This is a genomic window from Pseudomonas sp. UBA2684 (assembly GCA_002354655.1).
Classification (GTDB): Bacteria; Pseudomonadota; Gammaproteobacteria; order Pseudomonadales; family Pseudomonadaceae; genus Aquipseudomonas.
Window position 1 is genome coordinate 25,758 of sequence record DELY01000019.1, and the last position, 17,766, is coordinate 43,523.

The 17,766-nt window shown below is 64.8% G+C and carries 16 protein-coding genes; 6 read left to right on the forward strand and 10 right to left on the reverse strand.

Annotated features, from left to right (window positions below):
- Positions 1-124: 124 nt before the first annotated feature.
- From B3M58_RS08125 to glcD, 10 genes are all read right to left on the reverse strand, one after another.
- Positions 125-397: an HU family DNA-binding protein gene (locus B3M58_RS08125; RefSeq protein ID WP_296218198.1), complete on the reverse strand. Its 273-nt coding sequence runs from the start codon at positions 395-397 to the stop codon at positions 125-127.
- Between the two features lie 187 nt (positions 398-584).
- Positions 585-1,733, reverse strand: a complete 1,149-nt coding sequence (locus tag B3M58_RS08130; protein ID WP_296218200.1) for an NAD(P)/FAD-dependent oxidoreductase — start codon at positions 1,731-1,733, stop codon at positions 585-587.
- A gap of 101 nt (positions 1,734-1,834) precedes the next feature.
- Positions 1,835-2,002: a rubredoxin gene (locus B3M58_RS08135; protein ID WP_296218202.1), complete on the reverse strand. Its 168-nt coding sequence runs from the start codon at positions 2,000-2,002 to the stop codon at positions 1,835-1,837.
- Between the two features lie 400 nt (positions 2,003-2,402).
- The gene (locus B3M58_RS08140; RefSeq protein ID WP_296218203.1) at positions 2,403-2,570 is read right to left on the reverse strand and encodes a rubredoxin; all 168 of its coding nucleotides are present in this window, start codon (positions 2,568-2,570) and stop codon (positions 2,403-2,405) included.
- A gap of 208 nt (positions 2,571-2,778) precedes the next feature.
- Positions 2,779-4,482: an L-lactate permease gene (locus B3M58_RS08145; protein WP_296218205.1), complete on the reverse strand. Its 1,704-nt coding sequence runs from the start codon at positions 4,480-4,482 to the stop codon at positions 2,779-2,781.
- A 261-nt stretch (positions 4,483-4,743) separates the two neighbouring features.
- Positions 4,744-6,921, reverse strand: coding sequence for a malate synthase G (locus B3M58_RS08150; RefSeq protein ID WP_296218207.1), 2,178 nt, complete (start codon positions 6,919-6,921; stop codon positions 4,744-4,746).
- A gap of 103 nt (positions 6,922-7,024) precedes the next feature.
- Positions 7,025-7,426 (reverse strand): heme-binding protein, encoded by a 402-nt coding sequence (locus B3M58_RS08155; RefSeq protein WP_296218208.1) that lies wholly within the window; start codon positions 7,424-7,426, stop codon positions 7,025-7,027.
- Positions 7,427-7,441: 15 nt separating this feature from the next.
- A complete protein-coding gene (gene glcF / locus B3M58_RS08160) occupies positions 7,442-8,659 on the reverse strand; it encodes a glycolate oxidase subunit GlcF (RefSeq protein ID WP_296218209.1) in 1,218 nt (405 codons plus the stop codon).
- Between the two features lie 3 nt (positions 8,660-8,662).
- Positions 8,663-9,721, reverse strand: a complete 1,059-nt coding sequence (gene glcE, locus B3M58_RS08165) for a glycolate oxidase subunit GlcE (protein ID WP_296218256.1) — start codon at positions 9,719-9,721, stop codon at positions 8,663-8,665.
- 5 nt (positions 9,722-9,726) lie between these two features.
- Positions 9,727-11,226 (reverse strand): glycolate oxidase subunit GlcD, encoded by a 1,500-nt coding sequence (gene glcD / locus B3M58_RS08170; protein WP_296218211.1) that lies wholly within the window; start codon positions 11,224-11,226, stop codon positions 9,727-9,729.
- 257 nt (positions 11,227-11,483) lie between these two features.
- Between glcD and glcC the strand changes: the two genes are divergently transcribed.
- From glcC to B3M58_RS08200, 6 genes are all read left to right on the forward strand, one after another.
- Entirely contained in the window at positions 11,484-12,257 is a 774-nt protein-coding gene (gene glcC, locus B3M58_RS08175) for a transcriptional regulator GlcC (protein ID WP_296218212.1), read from the forward strand.
- 158 nt (positions 12,258-12,415) lie between these two features.
- Positions 12,416-12,967: a chorismate--pyruvate lyase family protein gene (locus B3M58_RS08180; protein WP_296218213.1), complete on the forward strand. Its 552-nt coding sequence runs from the start codon at positions 12,416-12,418 to the stop codon at positions 12,965-12,967.
- 164 nt (positions 12,968-13,131) lie between these two features.
- Positions 13,132-14,025: a 4-hydroxybenzoate octaprenyltransferase gene (gene ubiA, locus B3M58_RS08185; RefSeq protein ID WP_296218214.1), complete on the forward strand. Its 894-nt coding sequence runs from the start codon at positions 13,132-13,134 to the stop codon at positions 14,023-14,025.
- Between the two features lie 154 nt (positions 14,026-14,179).
- Positions 14,180-14,869: a phosphate regulon transcriptional regulator PhoB gene (gene phoB, locus B3M58_RS08190; protein ID WP_296218216.1), complete on the forward strand. Its 690-nt coding sequence runs from the start codon at positions 14,180-14,182 to the stop codon at positions 14,867-14,869.
- 93 nt (positions 14,870-14,962) lie between these two features.
- Positions 14,963-16,270: a phosphate regulon sensor histidine kinase PhoR gene (gene phoR, locus B3M58_RS08195; protein ID WP_296218218.1), complete on the forward strand. Its 1,308-nt coding sequence runs from the start codon at positions 14,963-14,965 to the stop codon at positions 16,268-16,270.
- An 81-nt stretch (positions 16,271-16,351) separates the two neighbouring features.
- Complete coding sequence (locus tag B3M58_RS08200) at positions 16,352-17,692, forward strand: hemolysin family protein (protein ID WP_296218220.1); 1,341 nt, start codon at positions 16,352-16,354, stop codon at positions 17,690-17,692.
- The last annotated feature ends 74 nt before the right edge of the window (positions 17,693-17,766 follow it).

Below are 17,766 nucleotides of genomic sequence, written 5' to 3' on the forward strand. Positions count from 1 at the left end.
GCGGGGGAAGGGAAACGGCGGCGCATTGTAGCGGTTTGCCGCAGAGACTACAGCCGACCTAAAGCCTGGCCTGCACACTCTTCGGCGGAACACCCGGAGCCGAGCGGCTCCGGGCTGGCGAGGCTCAGTTGACCGCGTCTTTCAAGGACTTGCCCGGCTTGAAGGCGACGGTGTTGCTGGCTTTGATCTTTACCGGCTGACCGGTTTGTGGGTTTTTACCAGTGCGCGCACCACGGTGGCGCTGCACAAAAGTGCCGAAACCTACCAGGGTCACACTGTCCTTGCGGTTCAGTGCGCCGGTGATTTCTTCAAGCACGGCGTTGAGTACACGATTGGCCTGATCTTTACTCAGATCCGCTTTTTCAGCGATGGCCGCGGCGAGTTCCGGTTTACGCATAAATGCCCCTTTGACGGTTTGTTGTTGTTGTGTCCGTGCTGCTCTTCCAGAACAGCGCCCAAGGCGCCGCAACAGCTCTGCGCTGCGGCAGACTGACGGAGGATGGCATGTGATTTAGGCCTGCGCCAGTGTTGCCCGACAGTTTAAGCGGGCAATTTTGTGGCGTATCCGACAGAACGCCCGGCATTCACGCCAATAGCGCGGGAAGCTGCTTATTCAGGGCCAATTTCTCCTGCACAGCGGTACCCGTGAGGGCGTAGCCAAGCAGCGCGCCAGAGGCATCGTGGCACAGCGCCTTGATGTTGCCGGCGCTGCCTTCGACGCTCCATTCGCCCTGCATGCCGCGCGGCGGCGGCGAGACCACCAGAGGGCAGACCGGGGTTTTCACGGTGACCGGCATGGCCCCGTAGCTGACTGCGGTCGGCGTGCCGGCCAGGGTCTGTGCCAGCGCGCGCGCGCAGTTCATCAGCGGCATGACGTACAGCAGGTTGAGGCCATCGACTTCGGCGCAATCGCCCAGGGCATAGATATGCGCGTGGGAGGTGCGCAGCTGGCGGTCGACCATCACCCCGCGGTTGACCGCCAAGCCAGCGGCGGCGGCCAACTCGATCCGTGGCCGCAGACCGACTGCCGACAACACCAGGTCGCACGTGATCGACGTGCCGTCGGACAGCCGCGCCTGGAGGCCGTCGGTGGCATGATTGAGGCTGGCCAACAGCGGCCCGAGGTGGAAGCGCGCACCAAGGCTTTCCAGCCCGGCCTGCACCGCCGCGGCCGCCGCCGGGTGCAGCAGGCCGGGCATCACCTGCTCGCAGGGCGCGACCAGTTCGACCTGATAGCCACCGAGCGTCAGGTCGTTGGCGAACTCGCAGCCGATCAGGCCGGCACCGAGCAGCAGCACGCGTGTTTTTCCGGCCGAGGCGCAGCGAAAGCGCGCGTAGTCTTCCAGATCGTTGATCGGGAAGATCGCGTCCTGCGCATCGCCTTCCACCGGCACCCGAATCACTTCGGCGCCCCACGCCAGCACCAAGTCGCGATAGGCGACGGCTTCCTCGCCGAGCCACAGTTGCCGGTGCCCGGCATCGATACCGCTGATGCGCGTATGGGTGCGAATTTCAGCGTTGAGCTGCTCGGCCATGGCGCCCGGCTCGGCCATGCTCAGGCCATCGGCGTCCTTGTTTTTGGCGAAGCCGGTGGAGAGCATCGGCTTGGAGTACGAGCGCCCGTCATCGGCGGTGATCAACAGCAACGGGGTGACGCTGTCCAGCTTGCGAAATTCCCGCGCCAGGTTGTAGCCGGCCAAGCCGGTCCCGACGATCACCACGGGTGCACTCATGTTCCACTCCTTGCTCATCAACTCGACGCGCCAGTCGGCTGGCCGCCTCATACAGTAGGGGGTTGCGTATAGGGTCGCCGACCACGCGTTGGGCGGGCGATTCAGGTGATTTCGATCATCTCGAAATCGATTTTGCCGACACCACAATCCGGACACAGCCAATCGCCGGGAATATCTTCCCAGGCGGTACCGGGCGCGATGCCCTCCTCGGGAAGGCCTGCGGCTTCGTCATAGATAAAGCCGCAGACCACGCATTGCCACTTGCGCATGTTGGCCTCCGCACGGCGGAAATTCTTACTGAACCTACTCCAATTAGCGGCCCTGCGCCAAGCTTGGCCAGGCCTACCCCGGCAGCGGATCGGCCGACCCGCGCGGTCGATCAGAGCCAATAAAAAGACTTTGTCCCCATTACGTGCTGTATGAGCAGTCAGGCTTTTGTGGGAGCGATCTTGACCGCGAGCAGCACTGCTGAAGCCCAAAGAGCTCGCGGCCAAGGCCCCTCCTACCCAGCCGCCGCACGGCTCCTGGGTGCGGAGTTATCCGCGAAATGCTGCCAAACCTGGCGCTTTTCCGCGGTTAAAGCCGCTGAGGGGTTGGTCCGCAGCAACAGTTAACGGGTACAGAGCCAATAAAAACGGCGGCCAGGGCCGCCGTTTTCAATTCTGGGGATCAGGCGATTTCGATCATCTCGAAATCCATCTTGCCCACGCCGCAGTCCGGACAAAGCCAGTCGGCCGGTACGTCTTCCCAGCGGGTGCCGGCGACGATGCCTTCATCGGGCCAGCCCTGGCGCTCGTCGTAAATCAGCCCACAGACCACACATTGCCACTTCTTCATAACTACCTCTGGCGAATCTCACGGTATTGCGCGGGGCACGCTACCGCAAATGTGCAGGTGCGCCAAGCCGCCGGGCGACGAATGCCGCCCGCTGGCGGGCCAACCAAAGTCGGGTGCTGCCCGCCGAACGGCGGGCAGCTACAGGTATCCAGGCAGCAACAATTGCATGCCCCGGCGAGCGCAGCCCGCAGGGGCAGTGCATTAGCGCTTAAGGCGTGACCACCAGAGGATCGGTGATGCCCATGCCATACATGGCAATCATGGTCAGGCTGCCGGCGGCCAGGAGATAGTAGAGCGTCGGCAACATGGTTTTGCGCAAGGTGATGCCTTCACGGCCGAGCAGGCCCACGGTGGCCGACGCGGCAACCACGTTGTGAATGGCGATCATATTGCCCGCTGCCGCACCCACCGATTGCGCGGCCACCATCATTGCCCCGGAGACCCCGAGCAGGCCGGCGGCGTTGAACTGGAACTGCGAGAGCATCAGGTTGGACACGGTGTTGGAGCCGGCGATAAAGGCGCCCAGGGCACCGACTGCGGGGGCGAAGAACGGATACACGCCGCCCACGCTGTCCGCCACCAACTGCGCCATGGCCACCGGCATCGACATCAGATCGGAGGCGTTGACCCCCGAGTTGATCAGGATGCGCACCATCGGAATGGTGAAGATCAGCACGAAGCCAGCCCCCAGCAGGGTCTTGCTCGACTCGCTGACCGCCGCTTTCAGCTCGGCGAATTGCATGCGGTGCAGGAAGAAGGTCACCAGCACCACCATGCACAGGATGCCGCCCGGTAGGTACAGCGGTTCCAGGGTGCCGGACACGCCGGTTTCACCGAGGATGTCTTTCCAGCCGAAGCTGACCGACAACATCGCCGCTTTGAGTTCCGGGAAAATCCGCGACACCACCAGGAAAGCGGCGAGCAGCAGGTACGGCGCCCAAGCCATGGCCACCGAGATCGGCTTCTTGCCGACGGCCATTTCGTCGAGTTTCATCTCGATCGAACCCATCCACTCGATCGGCCAGTCTTTCGCCTCGGCGAAATCCCAGGTGTCTTTCGGCAACAGGAAGCCGGCTTTGGCCGCCGGGATTACGATGGCCAGACCCACCAGAGCACCGATCATCGACGGGAATTCCGGGCCGAGGAACACGCCCGCCGCCATGTACGGCACGACGAAGCTGATGCCGGTAAAGATGGCGAACGGCGCCATCACCAGGCCTTCTTTCCAGGACTGATTCTTGCCGAAGAAGCGGGTCATGATCATCAGCATGATCAGCGGCATGAGAATGCCGATCAGGCCGTGGGTGATCGCCACACGCGAGAAGATCAGGTGGAAGAAGGTTTCCCAGTCGCTACCGACCGCCAGCAGTTGTGCGCTGAGGCCAGTCTTGTCCAGACCGGAACCCACCCCTACCAGAATCGGCGTACCGACGGCGCCGAAGGACACCGGCGTGGATTGCACCATCATGCCCAGGACCACCGCGGCCAGTGCCGGGAAGCCGAGCGCGACCAACAGCGGCGCGGCCACGGCAGCCGGCGTACCGAAGCCCGAAGCCCCTTCGATGAAGCAGCCGAACAGCCAGGCGACGATCAGCGCCTGCACCCGACGGTCCGGGCTGATATTGGAAAAACCTCGGCGAATCGCGCTGATGCCGCCGGAATGCTTGAGGGTGTTGAGCAGCAGGATTGCGCCGAAGATGATCCAGAGGATCGCTGCGGTGAGGATCAGCCCTTGCAAACTGGAGGCGATGACCCGGTTGAGGGACATGTCCCAGGCCGTCAGGCCAATGATTGCCGTAAGCAGGAAGACCACCGGCATGGCGTACTTGGCTGGCCAGCGAAAGCCGATCAGCAGCACACCCGCCAGCACCAGCGGCACAAAGGCCAGGATGGACAGCAGTGTTTGACTCATGGGTTGGTTCCTTTTTCTTTTTGTGAACCACAGTTTTCCGGGGGTACCCGGCGCCACGCATCGGGAGCGCATCGACACCTGCGCTCCGCGAGGCGCGTCGGCAGGGATTGCCCGCCGCCGCGCTCATGCTCGATAGCCCCGACAGCCATGGGCTGTCGGGGCCGGTTGTACTGCGCCCCCACCAACACAGGGGCTCTACACGTGTGGGGAAGGCTTTAGCCGCCAGTCGCGGCGCAAGCCCCTCGTACAGTTCGGGCGTGCTCAGGCCTGCTGCTTGAAGCGCAAACGCCAGGCGTGCAGCAGCGGCTCGGTGTAGCCACTGGGCTGCTCGCGGCCCTTGAACACCAAGTCGCAGGCAGCCTGGAACGCCGCCGAAGCGCTGTAATTCGCCGCCATCGGCCGGTACAACGGGTCGCCGGCGTTTTGCTGATCGACCACCTTGGCCATGCGTTGCAGGCTGGCCTCGACCAGTTCGCGGCTGACCACGCCGTGGTGCAGCCAGTTGGCGATGTGTTGGCTGGAAATACGCAGGGTGGCGCGGTCTTCCATCAGGCCGACGTTGTGGATGTCCGGCACCTTGGAGCAGCCGACGCCCTGCTCGACCCAACGCACCACATAACCGAGGATGCCCTGGCAGTTGTTGTCCAGTTCCTGCTGGATATCCGCCGCGCTCCAATTACGCTCGGCGGCCACCGGCACGTTCAGCAGGTCATTCAGCAGGCTGTCGCGCTGGGCGTTCAGATCGATCAGTTCCAGCTCGCGCTGCACGGCCTGCACGTCTACCTGGTGGTAATGCAGGGCATGCAGGGCTGCGGCGGTCGGCGACGGCACCCAGGCGGTGTTGGCACCGGCTTTCGGGTGACCGATCTTCTGCACCAGCATGTCGGCCATCAGGTCGGGCATGGCCCACATGCCCTTGCCGATCTGTGCCTTGCCGCGCAGGCCACAGGCCAGGCCGACCAGCACGTTGTTGCGCTCGTAGGCCTGAATCCATTTGCTGGTTTTCATGTCGCCCTTGCGCAGCATCGCGCCGGCTTCCATGGCCGTGTGCATCTCGTCGCCGGTGCGGTCGAGGAAGCCGGTGTTGATGAACGCCACCCGCGCGCGCGCGGCGGCGATGCAGGCCTTGAGGTTGGCGCTGGTACGCCGCTCCTCGTCCATGATGCCCATCTTCAGGGTGTGGCGCGGCACGCCGAGAAGGTCTTCGATGCGGCTGAACAACAGGTCGGCGAAGGCCACTTCGGCCGGGCCGTGCATCTTCGGTTTGACGATGTAGACGCTGCCAGTGCGCGAATTGCCGCGGCGCTGGAGATCGTGCAGGGCGATCAGGCTGGTCATCACGCCGTCGAGAATACCTTCGGGGATCTCGTGGCCTTCGCCGTCGAGGATCGCCGGGTTACTCATCAGGTGACCGACGTTGCGCACGAACAGCAGCGAACGGCCGTGCAGGCTCAGGCTGGAGCCATCGGCGGCGGTGTATTCGCGGTCCGGGTTGAGCCGACGGGTGATGCGCTTGCCGCCCTTGTCCAGCTCTTCGCTCAGGTCGCCCTTCATCAGGCCGAGCCAGTTGCGGTAGATCACCACCTTGTCGTCGGCATCCACGGCGGCGACCGAATCTTCGCAATCGAGAATGGTCGACAGCGCCGCTTCCATCAGCAGGTCTTTGACCCCGGCGGCGTCGGTGCGGCCGATCGGGCTGTGCGGGTCGATCTGGATTTCCACGTGCAGGCCGTGGTTCTTCAGCAGTACGGCTTGCGGTTGCAGCGCGTCGCCCTGATGGCCGACGAATTTTTCCGGCTGCTTGAGCGCGCTCTGCTTGCCATTCGCCAGGCTCACCTGCAACTGGCCGTCGATCACCTGATAACGCTGGGCGTCGACGTGCGAACCGCTGGCCAGCGGCGCGGCCTGGTCGAGGAAGGCGCGCGCGAAGGCGATCACCTTGTCGCCGCGGACCTGGTTGTAGCCCGCGCCCTTTGCCGCGCCGCCGTCTTCACTGATCGCATCGGTGCCGTACAGCGCGTCGTACAGCGAGCCCCAGCGGGCGTTGGCGGCGTTCAGCGCGTAGCGCGCGTTCATCACCGGCACCACCAGCTGCGGGCCGGCCTGGCTGCTGATCTCACTGTCGACGTTGACGGTGCTGGCCTGCACCACCGCCGGTTGCGGCAGCAGGTAGCCGATGGTTTCGAGGAAGGCGCGGTAGGCCGGCATGTCGGTCACCGGCCCCGGATGGGCGCGGTGCCAGGTGTCCAGTTCGACCTGCAGGCGATCGCGCTCGGCCAGCAACGCGCGGTTCTGCGGCGCCAGCTCGTGGACCAGGGCGTCGAACCCGGCCCAGAACGCTTCGCGCACCAGCCCCGTGCCCGGCAGCACTTCTTCATCGACGAAACGCTGCAGGTTAGTGGCCACTTGCAGGCGCTGGATAGTCACGCGATCGCTCATCTTCGGTTCTCCAAATTAGTTCGCCCCTCGCCCTCTGCGAGAGCGGCGGGGATGAGGCGCTGTCCACGCCACCGACACCCACGGTGCCGGCTCAGGGTTCAATTCAGGCCAGGCTCTGCGCGCCGGCGTTGGCCACTTGCGCATCCTGATCGGCTTTCACGCCGGACACGCCAATGGCGCCCACCACCTGACCGTCGACCAGTACCGGCACACCGCCTTCCAGCGAGGTCAGCAGCGGGGCGGACAAGAAGGCGCTGCGGCCGCCGTTGACCATGTCTTCGTAGCCTTTCGACTCGCGGCGGCCGAGGGCCGAGGTGCGTGCTTTTTCGCTGGCGATGTAGGCGCCGATCGGCGCGCAACCGTCGAGACGTTCGAGGGCCAAGGGGTGGCCGCCGTCGTCGACCACGGCAATCGATACCGCCCAGTTGTTGCGCTGCGCTTCGGCGCGGGCGGCGCTGAGGATGCGGGTGACTTCGGTCTGGCTGAGTACGGCTTTGCTGTGCATACGTTATGTCTCCGATTAATTCAGGGCTTCTTCGACCAGCTCGATCCAGTGCCGCACGGGGGTGCGGCCGGCGCCATCGAGGTGGGTTTGGCAGCCGATGTTGGCGGTGACGATCACCTCCGGCTTGCCGCTTTCCAGGGCGTTCATCTTGTTGTCGCGCAGCTGCATGGACAGCTCCGGCTGGGTCAGCGAATAGGTGCCGGCCGAGCCGCAGCACAGGTGGCTGTCGGGCACGGCGGTGAGGTGGAAGCCGAGACGCGAGAGCACGTCCTCGACCGCGCCACCGAGCTTCTGTGCGTGCTGCAAGGTGCACGGGCAATGGAAGGCCAGGCGCAGGTCGCTGCGCACGCCGAGCTGTTCGACCGGCTCGGCGCGCAGCACTTCCACCAGGTCCTTGGCCAGAGCGCTGACGCGCTCGGCTTTCGCCGCGTAGGCCGGGTCATCCTTGAGCATGTGCGCGTAATCCTTGACGAAGGCGCCACAGCCGCTGGCGGTCTGCACGATGGCTTCGGCGCCCACTTCGATGGCCGGCCACCAGGCGTCGATGTTGCGCCGCGCCCGTTGCAAACCTTGCTCCTGGGCATTCAGGTGGTAGTCCACGGCGCCGCAGCAACCGGCCTCGCGCACCGCGGTAACGCTGATACCCAGGCGATCGAGCACCCGCGCGGTGGCCGCGTTGGTATTCGGCGACAGCCCCGGCTGCACGCAGCCTTCGAGCATCAGCACACGCCGACCGTGTTGCGGCAACGGCCGCGCTTTGGCCACACGGATGTCGCGCGGCAGTTTGTTTTTCAGGCTGGCCGGCAACAGCGGGCGGAACACCTGGCCCACCTGGGTCAGCGCGCTGAACAGCGCCGGGCGCGGCACCAGCGCACGCAGGCTTTCGCGCAGCACCCGTTCGCCGAGCGGCCGCGGCACGGCGGCATCGACCACCGCGCGGCCGATATCCAGCAGGTTGTGGTACTGCACGCCGGACGGGCAGGTGGTTTCGCAGTTGCGGCAGGTCAGGCAACGGTCCAGGTGCAATTGGGTCTTGGCGGTGACTTGATTGCCTTCGAGCACCTGTTTGATCAGGTAGATGCGCCCACGCGGACCGTCCAGCTCGTCGCCGAGCAGTTGATAGGTCGGGCAGGTGGCGTTGCAGAAGCCGCAATGCACGCACGAGCGCAGGATGCTTTCGGCCTCTTCGCCGCGCGGCAGTTGCTTGGCCTGTTCACTCAAGTTGGTTTGCATGGCTTAAATCTCTGCGTACAGGCGGCCGGAGTTGAAGATCCCTTGTGGGTCGAGCTGGGCTTTCAACTGGCGGTGATAACGCAGCAGCGGCGCGCTCAGCGGCTGGAACGGGGTGTCGCAGTGGCCGGCGCTGAAGCAGGTGGCATGCCCGCCGACCGCACCGACAACCGCGCGGATCAGCGCGGCATCGGCGTCCGATTTCAGCCAGCGCTGGGCACCGCCCCAGTCGATCAGTTGCTCGCCCGGCAGCTCCAGCAGGCCGCTGTTGTTCGGCAGCGACAGGCGCCACAGCGGCCGCGCGTCGGCGAAGAAATCCAGGCGCTGTTCGTTCAGATCGCTCCAGTAGCGGTCGTCCAGCACGTCCCCGCCGAGGCGTTCGCGGGCTGCGGCTACCGAGCCTTCGCCGCCTTCCAGGCGCAGGTGCAGGGCCCGCCCGTCATGGCTGGCGGCGCTCAGCGGCAGCGGTTGCTGACCCCATTTGGCCAGCCTCTGCAGGGCCAGGGCGGCGTCCATTTCCACGCGCAGGCTGATGCACTGGCGCGGTTTGGGCAGCACCTTGAGCGATACTTCGGTGAGCACCCCGAGGCAGCCAAAGCTGCCGCTGAGCAAACGCGAGAGGTCGTAACCGGCAACGTTTTTCATCACCTCGCCGCCAAAACGCAGGTGCTTGCCAAACCCGGTGATCAGCCGTGTGCCGAGTACCATGTCGCGCACCGCGCCGGACCACGGCCGACGCGGCCCGGACAGCCCGGTCGCGAGCATGCCGCCAACCGTGGCGCCGGCACCGAAGTGCGGCGGCTCGCAGGTAAGCATTTGCCCGGCCTCATTCAGCACCGCCTCCAACTCGCTCAACGGTGTGCCGGTGCGGGCGGTAATCACCAGCTCGGTCGGGTCGTAGCTGACGATGCCGCGGTGGGCGCGGGTGTCGAGCACCTCGCCCTCGACCTTGCGGCCGAGGAATGCCTTGCTGTTGCCACCCTGGATGCGCAACGGCACGGCATTGTTGAGGGCGTGGTTGACCTGTTCCAGCAGCGCCGCGCTGGCATCGAAGTCGTGACGCATAAGCATTAGAAACGCTCCAGTTCGGGGAACGGCAGCTGGCCGTGGTGCACGTGCATGGCGCCGAACTCGGCGCAGCGGTGCAGAGTCGGGATGTTCTTGCCGGGGTTGAGCAGGCCGCTCGGATCGAAGGCCGCTTTTACCGCGTGGAACAGGGTCAGCTCGTCGCTGTTGAACTGGGCGCACATCTGGTTGATTTTCTCGCGGCCCACGCCGTGCTCGCCGGTGATGCTGCCGCCGACCTTGACGCAGAGTTCGAGAATCTTGCCGCCGATGGCTTCGGCGCGTTCCAGCTCACCCGGCTGGTTGGCGTCGAAGAGGATCAGCGGGTGCATGTTGCCGTCGCCGGCGTGGAACACGTTGGCCACGCGCAGGCCGTATTCCGCGGACAGCTCGGCGATGCCTTTGAGCACGCCCGGCAGCTCGCGACGCGGAATGGTGCCGTCCATGCAGTAGTAGTCCGGCGAGATGCGCCCGACCGCCGGGAAGGCGTTCTTGCGTCCGGCCCAGAATTTCACCCGCTCGGCTTCGTCGCGGGCCAGGCGCACTTCGGTGGCACCGGCTTTTTCCAGCACCGCGCGCACCCGCTCGCACTCGTCGTGCACATCGGCTTCGACGCCGTCCAACTCACACAGCAGGATGGCCTCGGCTTCCACCGGGTAACCGGCGCGAATAAAGTCTTCGGCGGCGCGAATCGCCAGGTTGTCCATCATCTCCAGGCCACCGGGAATGATCCCCGCGGCGATGATGTCGCCCACCGCACGCCCGGCTTTTTCCACCGAGTTGAAACTGGCCAGCAGCACTTTGGCCACCTGCGGCTTGGGCAGCAGCTTGACCGTGACCTCGGTGACGATGCCGAGCATGCCTTCCGAGCCGGTGAACAGCGCCAGCAGGTCGAAGCCCGGCGAATCCAGGGCATCGGAGCCGAGGGTCATGCGCTCGCCTTCGACCGTGAGGATGTCGACCTTGAGCAGGTTGTGCACGGTCAGGCCGTATTTCAGGCAATGCACGCCACCGGCGTTCTCGGCGACGTTGCCGCCGATCGAGCAGGCAATCTGCGAGGACGGGTCCGGCGCGTAGTACAAGCCGTAGGGCGCCGCAGCCTGGGAAATCGCCAAGTTGCGCACCCCGGGCTGAACGCGGGCGAAGCGCCCGGCCGGATCGATTTCAAGAATCTTGTTGAAGCGCGCCAGCACCAGCAGGATGCCCTGCTCCAGCGGCAGCGCGCCGCCGGACAAACCGGTACCGGCACCACGCGCCACCACCGGCACCTGGCGCTGGTGGCAAATCTTCAGCAGGGTCTCGACTTGTTCCAGGCGCTCGGGCAGCACCACCAGCATCGGTGTGGTGCGATAGGCCGAGAGGCCATCGCATTCGTAGGGTTTGAGGTCTTCCTGGGTGTGCAGCACATCCAGGTCGGGCAGGCGCGCTTGCAGTTCGGCCAGCAGGGCTGGCTTATCGACTTTGGGCAGCGCACCGTCGACACGCTCGTCGTACAGAATGCTCATGGCAGGCTCAATCAGGCAGCGTTGTTATTGTTTGCGGCCTGGGTACTGGGCGCCCAGGCTGCTTATGTGGCCTGCATGTTTAGACCTCGTAGCCTGGAGCGTCCATTGTAAAAAGCACTGGTAGTACCAGTTTCTTTCTACAACCTTTCAGCGCTTTTCCCCTGAAAGCCTTATTTGACCTGGATAAAGCGCCTATATTGGCAAGCGTTCGTCGATGCCGTAAAAATTGGTACTACCAGTGCTAGCGAGGTGTGGTTATGACGGAAACAGCGGGGGCAGTACGCCGCCAAGTCAGCGATGTGGTGTCCGAGCGCATTGAGCGCCTGATCGTCGATGGCGTACTCAAAGTCGGCCAAGCGCTGCCGTCGGAACGCCGCCTGTGCGAAAAGCTGGGGATTTCCCGCTCGGCGCTGCGCGAGGGCCTCAAGGTGCTGCGCGGCCGCGGCATTATCGAAACCGCCCAGGGCCGCGACTCGCGCGTGGCCAACCTCAACGGCCCGCGCGATGCCAGCCCGTTGATGCACCTGTTCAGCTCGCAACCGCGCACCTTGTTCGACCTGCTGGAAGTGCGCGCGCTGCTAGAAGCCGAGTCGGCGCGCCTGGCCGCGTTACGCGGCACCGAGGCGGACTTCGTGCTGCTGACCCGGCGCTACGAGGAAATGCTCGCCGCCCACGCGCAGCCGAGCGGCTTCGAGCCACGCGAGCATGCGCGCCTCGACCACGCCTTCCACCTGGCGATCTGCGAGGCCTCGCACAACCCGGTGCTGTTGCACACCCTGCAATCGCTGACCGATCTGATGCTCAACTCGGTGTTCGCCTCGGTCAACAACCTCTACCACCGGCCGTTGCAGAAGCGCCAGATCGACCGCCAGCATGCGCGCCTCTACCACGCGGTGATCGAACGCCTGCCGGAGCAGGCGCAACGCGCCGCGCGCGAACATATCCACAGCATCCGCGACAACCTCAAGGACATCGAACAGGAAGAACAGCGCCTGGTCCGCGCGACCATGCGCCTGGAGGGCTGGTCGTAGGCAATGGTGTAGAGCGGACATGCCACCAGGCTTGTCCGCCTGTTCAACCGCAGGCGGACAAGGCTTCGCCATGTCCGCCCTACGCAGCAGCCGTAGTCTGGTCCCCGCGAACGTCCGTGCTAGACTCGCGCGCTTCCAATCCGTGATGAATTCGCGCCGTGCCCCACGCTGCCCTTGCCCATCCGCCGCGCTGGCTGACCGCCAGCCAGTTGCACCCGCAGCCCGCTGCCGTGGTGCGCGATTGGCTGTTCAACGAAGACTCGCTGACCCGCCGCCTGACTGCGTTGTCCCACGACGGTTTCAGCGTCACCCCCCTGCTCGAAGGCTGGCAGCGCCTGCGCACCGACGAATGTGCGGCCCTTGGCGTGCCCGACGGCAGCCAGGGCTGGGTGCGCGAGGTGTATCTGCGCGGCCATGGCCAACCGTGGGTATTCGCCCGCAGCGTGGCGGCGCGCAGCGCCCTGGAAGGCTCAGGCCTGGCCCTGGATCAACTCGGCAGCCGTTCGCTTGGCGAGTTGCTGTTCAGCGACCGCGCCTTCGACCGTGGCCTGCTGCAAGCCTGCCGTTACCCCGCCGCCTGGCTGCCCGCCGCAGTGCACGGTGAACGCCTGTGGGCACGGCGCTCGTGCTTCAGCCGTGGCGCCCTGGGCGTGCTGGTCGCCGAGGTGTTTCTACCAGCCTTCTGGAGCGCGGCGGATATCGAAATCTGAACGCTATTGTGGGAGGGGCTTTAGCCGCGACAGTCGCCGCTAAAGCGCCTCCCACAATTGCCGACAGCACCATAAAGTCCGTAACGGTGAATGACATCAGCACCATCCACTCTCTACAGCCATCGCCCGTATAATCCGCCGCACTTCGCCCGGAGACGCGTTCGATGTATACCCGCCTGCTGAAATCGCTCAATCGCCTGCACCCCCGCGCCTGGGACTTTATCCAGCTGATGCGTCTGGAAAAGCCCATCGGCATGTACCTGCTGCTGTGGCCGACCTTGTGGGCGCTGTGGGTGGCGGCGGAAGGCGTACCGAGCGCGAAAAACCTGTTTATCTTCGTGGTCGGGGTGATCCTCATGCGCGCCGCCGGCTGTGTGATCAACGATTACGCCGATCGCCACTTCGACGGCCACGTCAAACGCACCCAGGCGCGCCCGCTGGCCAGCGGCAAGGTGCAGCCGCGCGAGGCACTGCTGCTGTTCGCGCTACTGGTGGCCGCCAGCTTCGTGCTCGTGCTGTTCACCAACGCCACCACCCTCTGGCTGTCGTTCGGCGGCCTGGCCCTGGCCGCCTGCTACCCCTTTATGAAGCGCTACACCTTCTACCCGCAGGTGGTGCTGGGCGCGGCGTTCTCCTGGGGCATACCGATGGCCTTCACCGCCGAGACCGGCAGCCTGCCGCCCGAAGCCTGGCTGCTGTACCTCGCCAACCTGCTATGGACCGTGGCCTACGACACCTACTACGCCATGGCCGACCGCGACGACGACCTGAAGATCGGGGTGAAATCCACCGCCATCCTGTTTGGCGACGCCGACCGCCTGATCATCGCCATCCTGCAAGGCCTGGCGCTGCTGTGCCTGCTGTTGGCCGGCGCGCGTTTCGAGCTGGGCGTGTATTTCCACCTCGGCCTGCTGGTGGCGCTCGCATGCTTCGCCTGGGAATACCAGCAGACACGCAACCGCAAGCCGATGGCCTGCTTCAACGCCTTTCTGCACAACCACTGGGCCGGGTTGGCGATTTTCATCGGCCTGGTGCTTGATTACGCCCTGCGCGCGTAGCGGTGCAACCCACCGAGCGCTTGATGGGTATCGCGGCACTCAACCCTCGCCGCCGCGGCGTCTTCTGTTGTCATGCCGCGCACTTGTCATATCGCTGCAATAATTCCGTTATCTAATGCAGCCCATTACAGCGAGATGACCCGAGGCTTGACCCATGGTTGGCAAGAACATTCTGATCGTCGACGACGAAGCACCGATCCGCGAAATGATCGCGGTGGCGCTGGAAATGGCCGGGTACGAGTGCCTGGAGGCGGAGAATACCCAGCAGGCCCACGCGCTCATCGTCGACCGCAAGCCCGACTTGATCCTGCTCGACTGGATGCTCCCCGGCACCTCGGGCATCGAGCTGGCCCGCCGCTTGAAGCGCGACGAGCTGACCGGCGACATCCCGATCATCATGCTTACCGCCAAGGGCGAAGAGGACAACAAGATCCAGGGCCTGGAAGTCGGCGCCGACGACTACATCACCAAACCGTTCTCGCCGCGCGAACTGGTCGCCCGTCTGAAAGCCGTACTGCGTCGCGCCGGCCCGGCCGATAGCGAAGGGCCGATCGAAGTCGGCGGGCTGCTGCTCGACCCGATCAGCCACCGTGTGACCATCGACGGCAAACCGGCCGAGATGGGCCCCACCGAATACCGCCTGCTGCAATTCTTCATGACCCACCAGGAACGCGCCTACACCCGTGGCCAGTTGCTCGATCAGGTCTGGGGCGGCAACGTCTACGTCGAAGAACGCACCGTCGACGTGCATATCCGCCGCCTGCGCAAGGCCCTCGGCGAGGTCTACGAAAACCTGGTGCAGACCGTACGCGGCACCGGCTATCGTTTCTCCACGAAAAGTTAGCGTCTGCTGAGTAGCCCCGCGCTGCGGCAACGCGGGTTAGGATTGCCGCCTGGAACGGGCGGCAGAACGGATTGATTGGCGGATGACTTCCAAGTGAATCAGAACTGGCGTGGCGCCGTGGTGCGCCGCTTGCTGTTGCTCGTCGGCGCCTGCCTGCTGCTCGGCTTGATCACCGGCGAATACGCCTGGGTATTGGCCGGCGGCTTGGCCATCTACCTCGGCTGGACGCTCAGCCAACTGCTGCGCCTGCACAAATGGCTGAAAGAGCATCAGCCGGACGAAGCGCCGCCCGACGGCTACGGGCTGTGGGGCGAAGTATTCGACAGCATCTACCACCTGCAACGCCGCGACCAGCGCGTGCGCGGGCGCCTGCAAGCGGTGATCGACCGCGTGCAGGAATCCACGGCGGCGCTGAAAGACGCGGTGATCATGCTCGACAGCGACGGCAACCTGGAATGGTGGAACCGCGCGGCGGAAACCCTGCTCGGCCTGAAAACCCCGCAGGACAGCGGTCAGTCGATCACCAACCTGGTGCGCGACCCGCGCTTCATCGAGTATTTCGAGCGCAACAACTACCTCGAACCGCTGGACATTCCCTCGCCACTGAGCAACCGCCGCCACCTGCAATTCCACATCACCCAATACGGCAACCGCGAACACCTGATGCTGGTGCGCGACGTCACCCGCCTGCACCAGCTGGAACAGATGCGTAAGGATTTCGTCGCCAACGTCTCCCACGAACTGCGCACGCCGCTGACGGTGATCTCCGGCTACCTGGAAACCCTGCTGGACAACGTCGACGAGGTGAACCCGCGCTGGCTGCGCGCGTTGCAACAGATGCAACAGCAAGGCGCACGCATGCAAAGCCTGCTCAATGACCTGCTGTTGCTGGCCAAGCTGGAAGCCACCGACTACCCCTCGGACAACCAGCCGGTGGCGGTCGACCTGCTGCTGCTGAGCATCAAGAACGACGCCCAGGCGCTGTCGGCCGAACGCCATCACCGCATCCACCTGGAGGCCGATCCGCACCTCAAGCTCAAGGGCAGCGAAACGGAATTGCGCAGCGCCTTCTCCAACCTGGTGTTCAACGCGGTGAAATACACCCCGGACGCCGGCGAAATTCACATCCGCTGGTGGGGCGACGAGCACGGCGCGCACCTGACGGTGCAGGACACCGGCCTGGGCATCGAAGCCAAACACCTGCCGCGCCTGACCGAGCGTTTCTACCGGGTCGATTCCAGCCGCGCCAGCAATACCGGCGGTACCGGTCTCGGCCTGGCCATCGTCAAGCACGTGCTGCTGCGTCACCGCGCACGCCTGGACATCGCCAGCAGCCTGGGCCAAGGCAGCACCTTCACCTGCCACTTCCCCAGCATTCAGGTGGTGCGGCGCGGCCAGTAGCCACGGCACCGCCAAGGCCCACTTGCAAAGCCCGAGATCTGCCGCCACCCTTTAGCGGTCATTGGCTTACCGAACCGATTAATGGACCCCTCGCCGAGTTACACCATCGCCACCTATTTCGCCGACTTCGGCCTCGTGCTCTTCGCCTTGTTCCTGGTGCTGCTCAACGGCTTTTTCGTCGCCGCCGAGTTCGCCATCGTCAGGCTGCGCGCCACCAAGGTCGATGCCATTGCCGCCCAGAACGGCTGGCGCGGGCATATCCTGCGCACTGTGCACAACCAAATGGATGCCTACCTGTCGGCCTGCCAGCTGGGCATCACCCTGGCCTCACTCGGCCTCGGCTGGGTCGGCGAGCCGGCCTTCGCCCACCTGCTGGAGCCGTTGCTGGGCGCCATCGGTATCGAATCGCCGAAGCTGATCAGCGGCATCGCCTTCTTCACCGCCTTCGCCATCATTTCCTACCTGCACATCGTGATCGGCGAGCTGGCCCCCAAATCCTGGGCGATCCGCAAACCCGAGTTGCTCTCGCTGTGGACCGCCGCGCCGCTGTACCTGTTCTACTGGGCCATGTACCCGGCGATTTTCCTGCTCAACGCCAGCGCCAACGCCATCCTGCGCATCGCCGGCCAAGGCGAGCCGGGGCCGCACCATGAGCACCACTACAGCCGCGACGAGCTCAAGCTGATCCTGCACTCCAGCCGCGCCAGCGACCCCAGCGACCAGGACATGCGCGTGCTGGCCTCGGCGGTGGAGATGGGCGAACTGGAAGTGGTGGACTGGGCCAACTCCCGTGAAGACTTGATCGCCCTGGAACTGAACGCCGCGCTCGACGAAGTGTTCAGCGTGTTTCGCCGGCACAAATACAGCCGCTACCCGGTGTACGACGACAACAGCGGCGAATTTGTCGGCGTGCTGCACATCAAAGACCTGCTGCTGCACCTGTCGCTGCTGGAAATGCTGCCCTCGGCGCTGAAGATCGGCGAACTGATGCACCCCATCGAGCGGGTGACCCGGCATATGCCGCTGTCCAGCCTGCTGGAGCAGTTCCGCAAGGGCGGCTCGCACTTCGCCCTGGTCGAAGAAGCCGACGGCAAGGTGATCGGCTACCTGACCATGGAAGACGTGCTGGAAGCCCTGGTCGGCGACATTCAGGACGAACACCGCAAGGCCGAACGCGGCATCCTCGCCTACCAGCCGGGCAAACTGCTGGTGCGCGGCGACACGCCGCTGTTCAAGGTCGAACGCCTACTCGGCGTCGACCTCGACCACATCGACGCGGAAACCCTCGCCGGGCTGATCTACGAAACCCTCAAGCGCGTGCCCGAGGAAGAAGAAGTGCTGGAGGTCGACGGCCTGCGCATCATCGTCAAGAAGATGAAAGGCCCAAAGATCGTCCTGGCCAAGGTGCTCAAGCTGGATTGAAGTGGCTGAGCAGTCGCTGCCGAAGATGATGGGTATCGCTTCGCGCAACCCATCCTACGCGCGTAGGCTGGGCT

Coding starts and splice junctions, on each gene's coding strand:
- B3M58_RS08125 (WP_296218198.1), bottom strand. CDS start 397: ATGCGTAAACCGGAACTCGCCGCGGCCATCGCTGAAAAAGCGGATCTG.
- B3M58_RS08130 (WP_296218200.1), bottom strand. CDS start 1,733: ATGAGTGCACCCGTGGTGATCGTCGGGACCGGCTTGGCCGGCTACAAC.
- B3M58_RS08135 (WP_296218202.1), bottom strand. CDS start 2,002: ATGCGCAAGTGGCAATGCGTGGTCTGCGGCTTTATCTATGACGAAGCC.
- B3M58_RS08140 (WP_296218203.1), bottom strand. CDS start 2,570: ATGAAGAAGTGGCAATGTGTGGTCTGTGGGCTGATTTACGACGAGCGC.
- B3M58_RS08145 (WP_296218205.1), bottom strand. CDS start 4,482: ATGAGTCAAACACTGCTGTCCATCCTGGCCTTTGTGCCGCTGGTGCTG.
- B3M58_RS08150 (WP_296218207.1), bottom strand. CDS start 6,921: ATGAGCGATCGCGTGACTATCCAGCGCCTGCAAGTGGCCACTAACCTG.
- B3M58_RS08155 (WP_296218208.1), bottom strand. CDS start 7,426: ATGCACAGCAAAGCCGTACTCAGCCAGACCGAAGTCACCCGCATCCTC.
- glcF (WP_296218209.1), bottom strand. CDS start 8,659: ATGCAAACCAACTTGAGTGAACAGGCCAAGCAACTGCCGCGCGGCGAA.
- glcE (WP_296218256.1), bottom strand. CDS start 9,721: ATGCGTCACGACTTCGATGCCAGCGCGGCGCTGCTGGAACAGGTCAAC.
- glcD (WP_296218211.1), bottom strand. CDS start 11,226: ATGAGCATTCTGTACGACGAGCGTGTCGACGGTGCGCTGCCCAAAGTC.
- glcC (WP_296218212.1), top strand. CDS start 11,484: ATGACGGAAACAGCGGGGGCAGTACGCCGCCAAGTCAGCGATGTGGTG.
- ubiA (WP_296218214.1), top strand. CDS start 13,132: ATGTATACCCGCCTGCTGAAATCGCTCAATCGCCTGCACCCCCGCGCC.
- phoB (WP_296218216.1), top strand. CDS start 14,180: ATGGTTGGCAAGAACATTCTGATCGTCGACGACGAAGCACCGATCCGC.
- B3M58_RS08200 (WP_296218220.1), top strand. CDS start 16,352: ATGGACCCCTCGCCGAGTTACACCATCGCCACCTATTTCGCCGACTTC.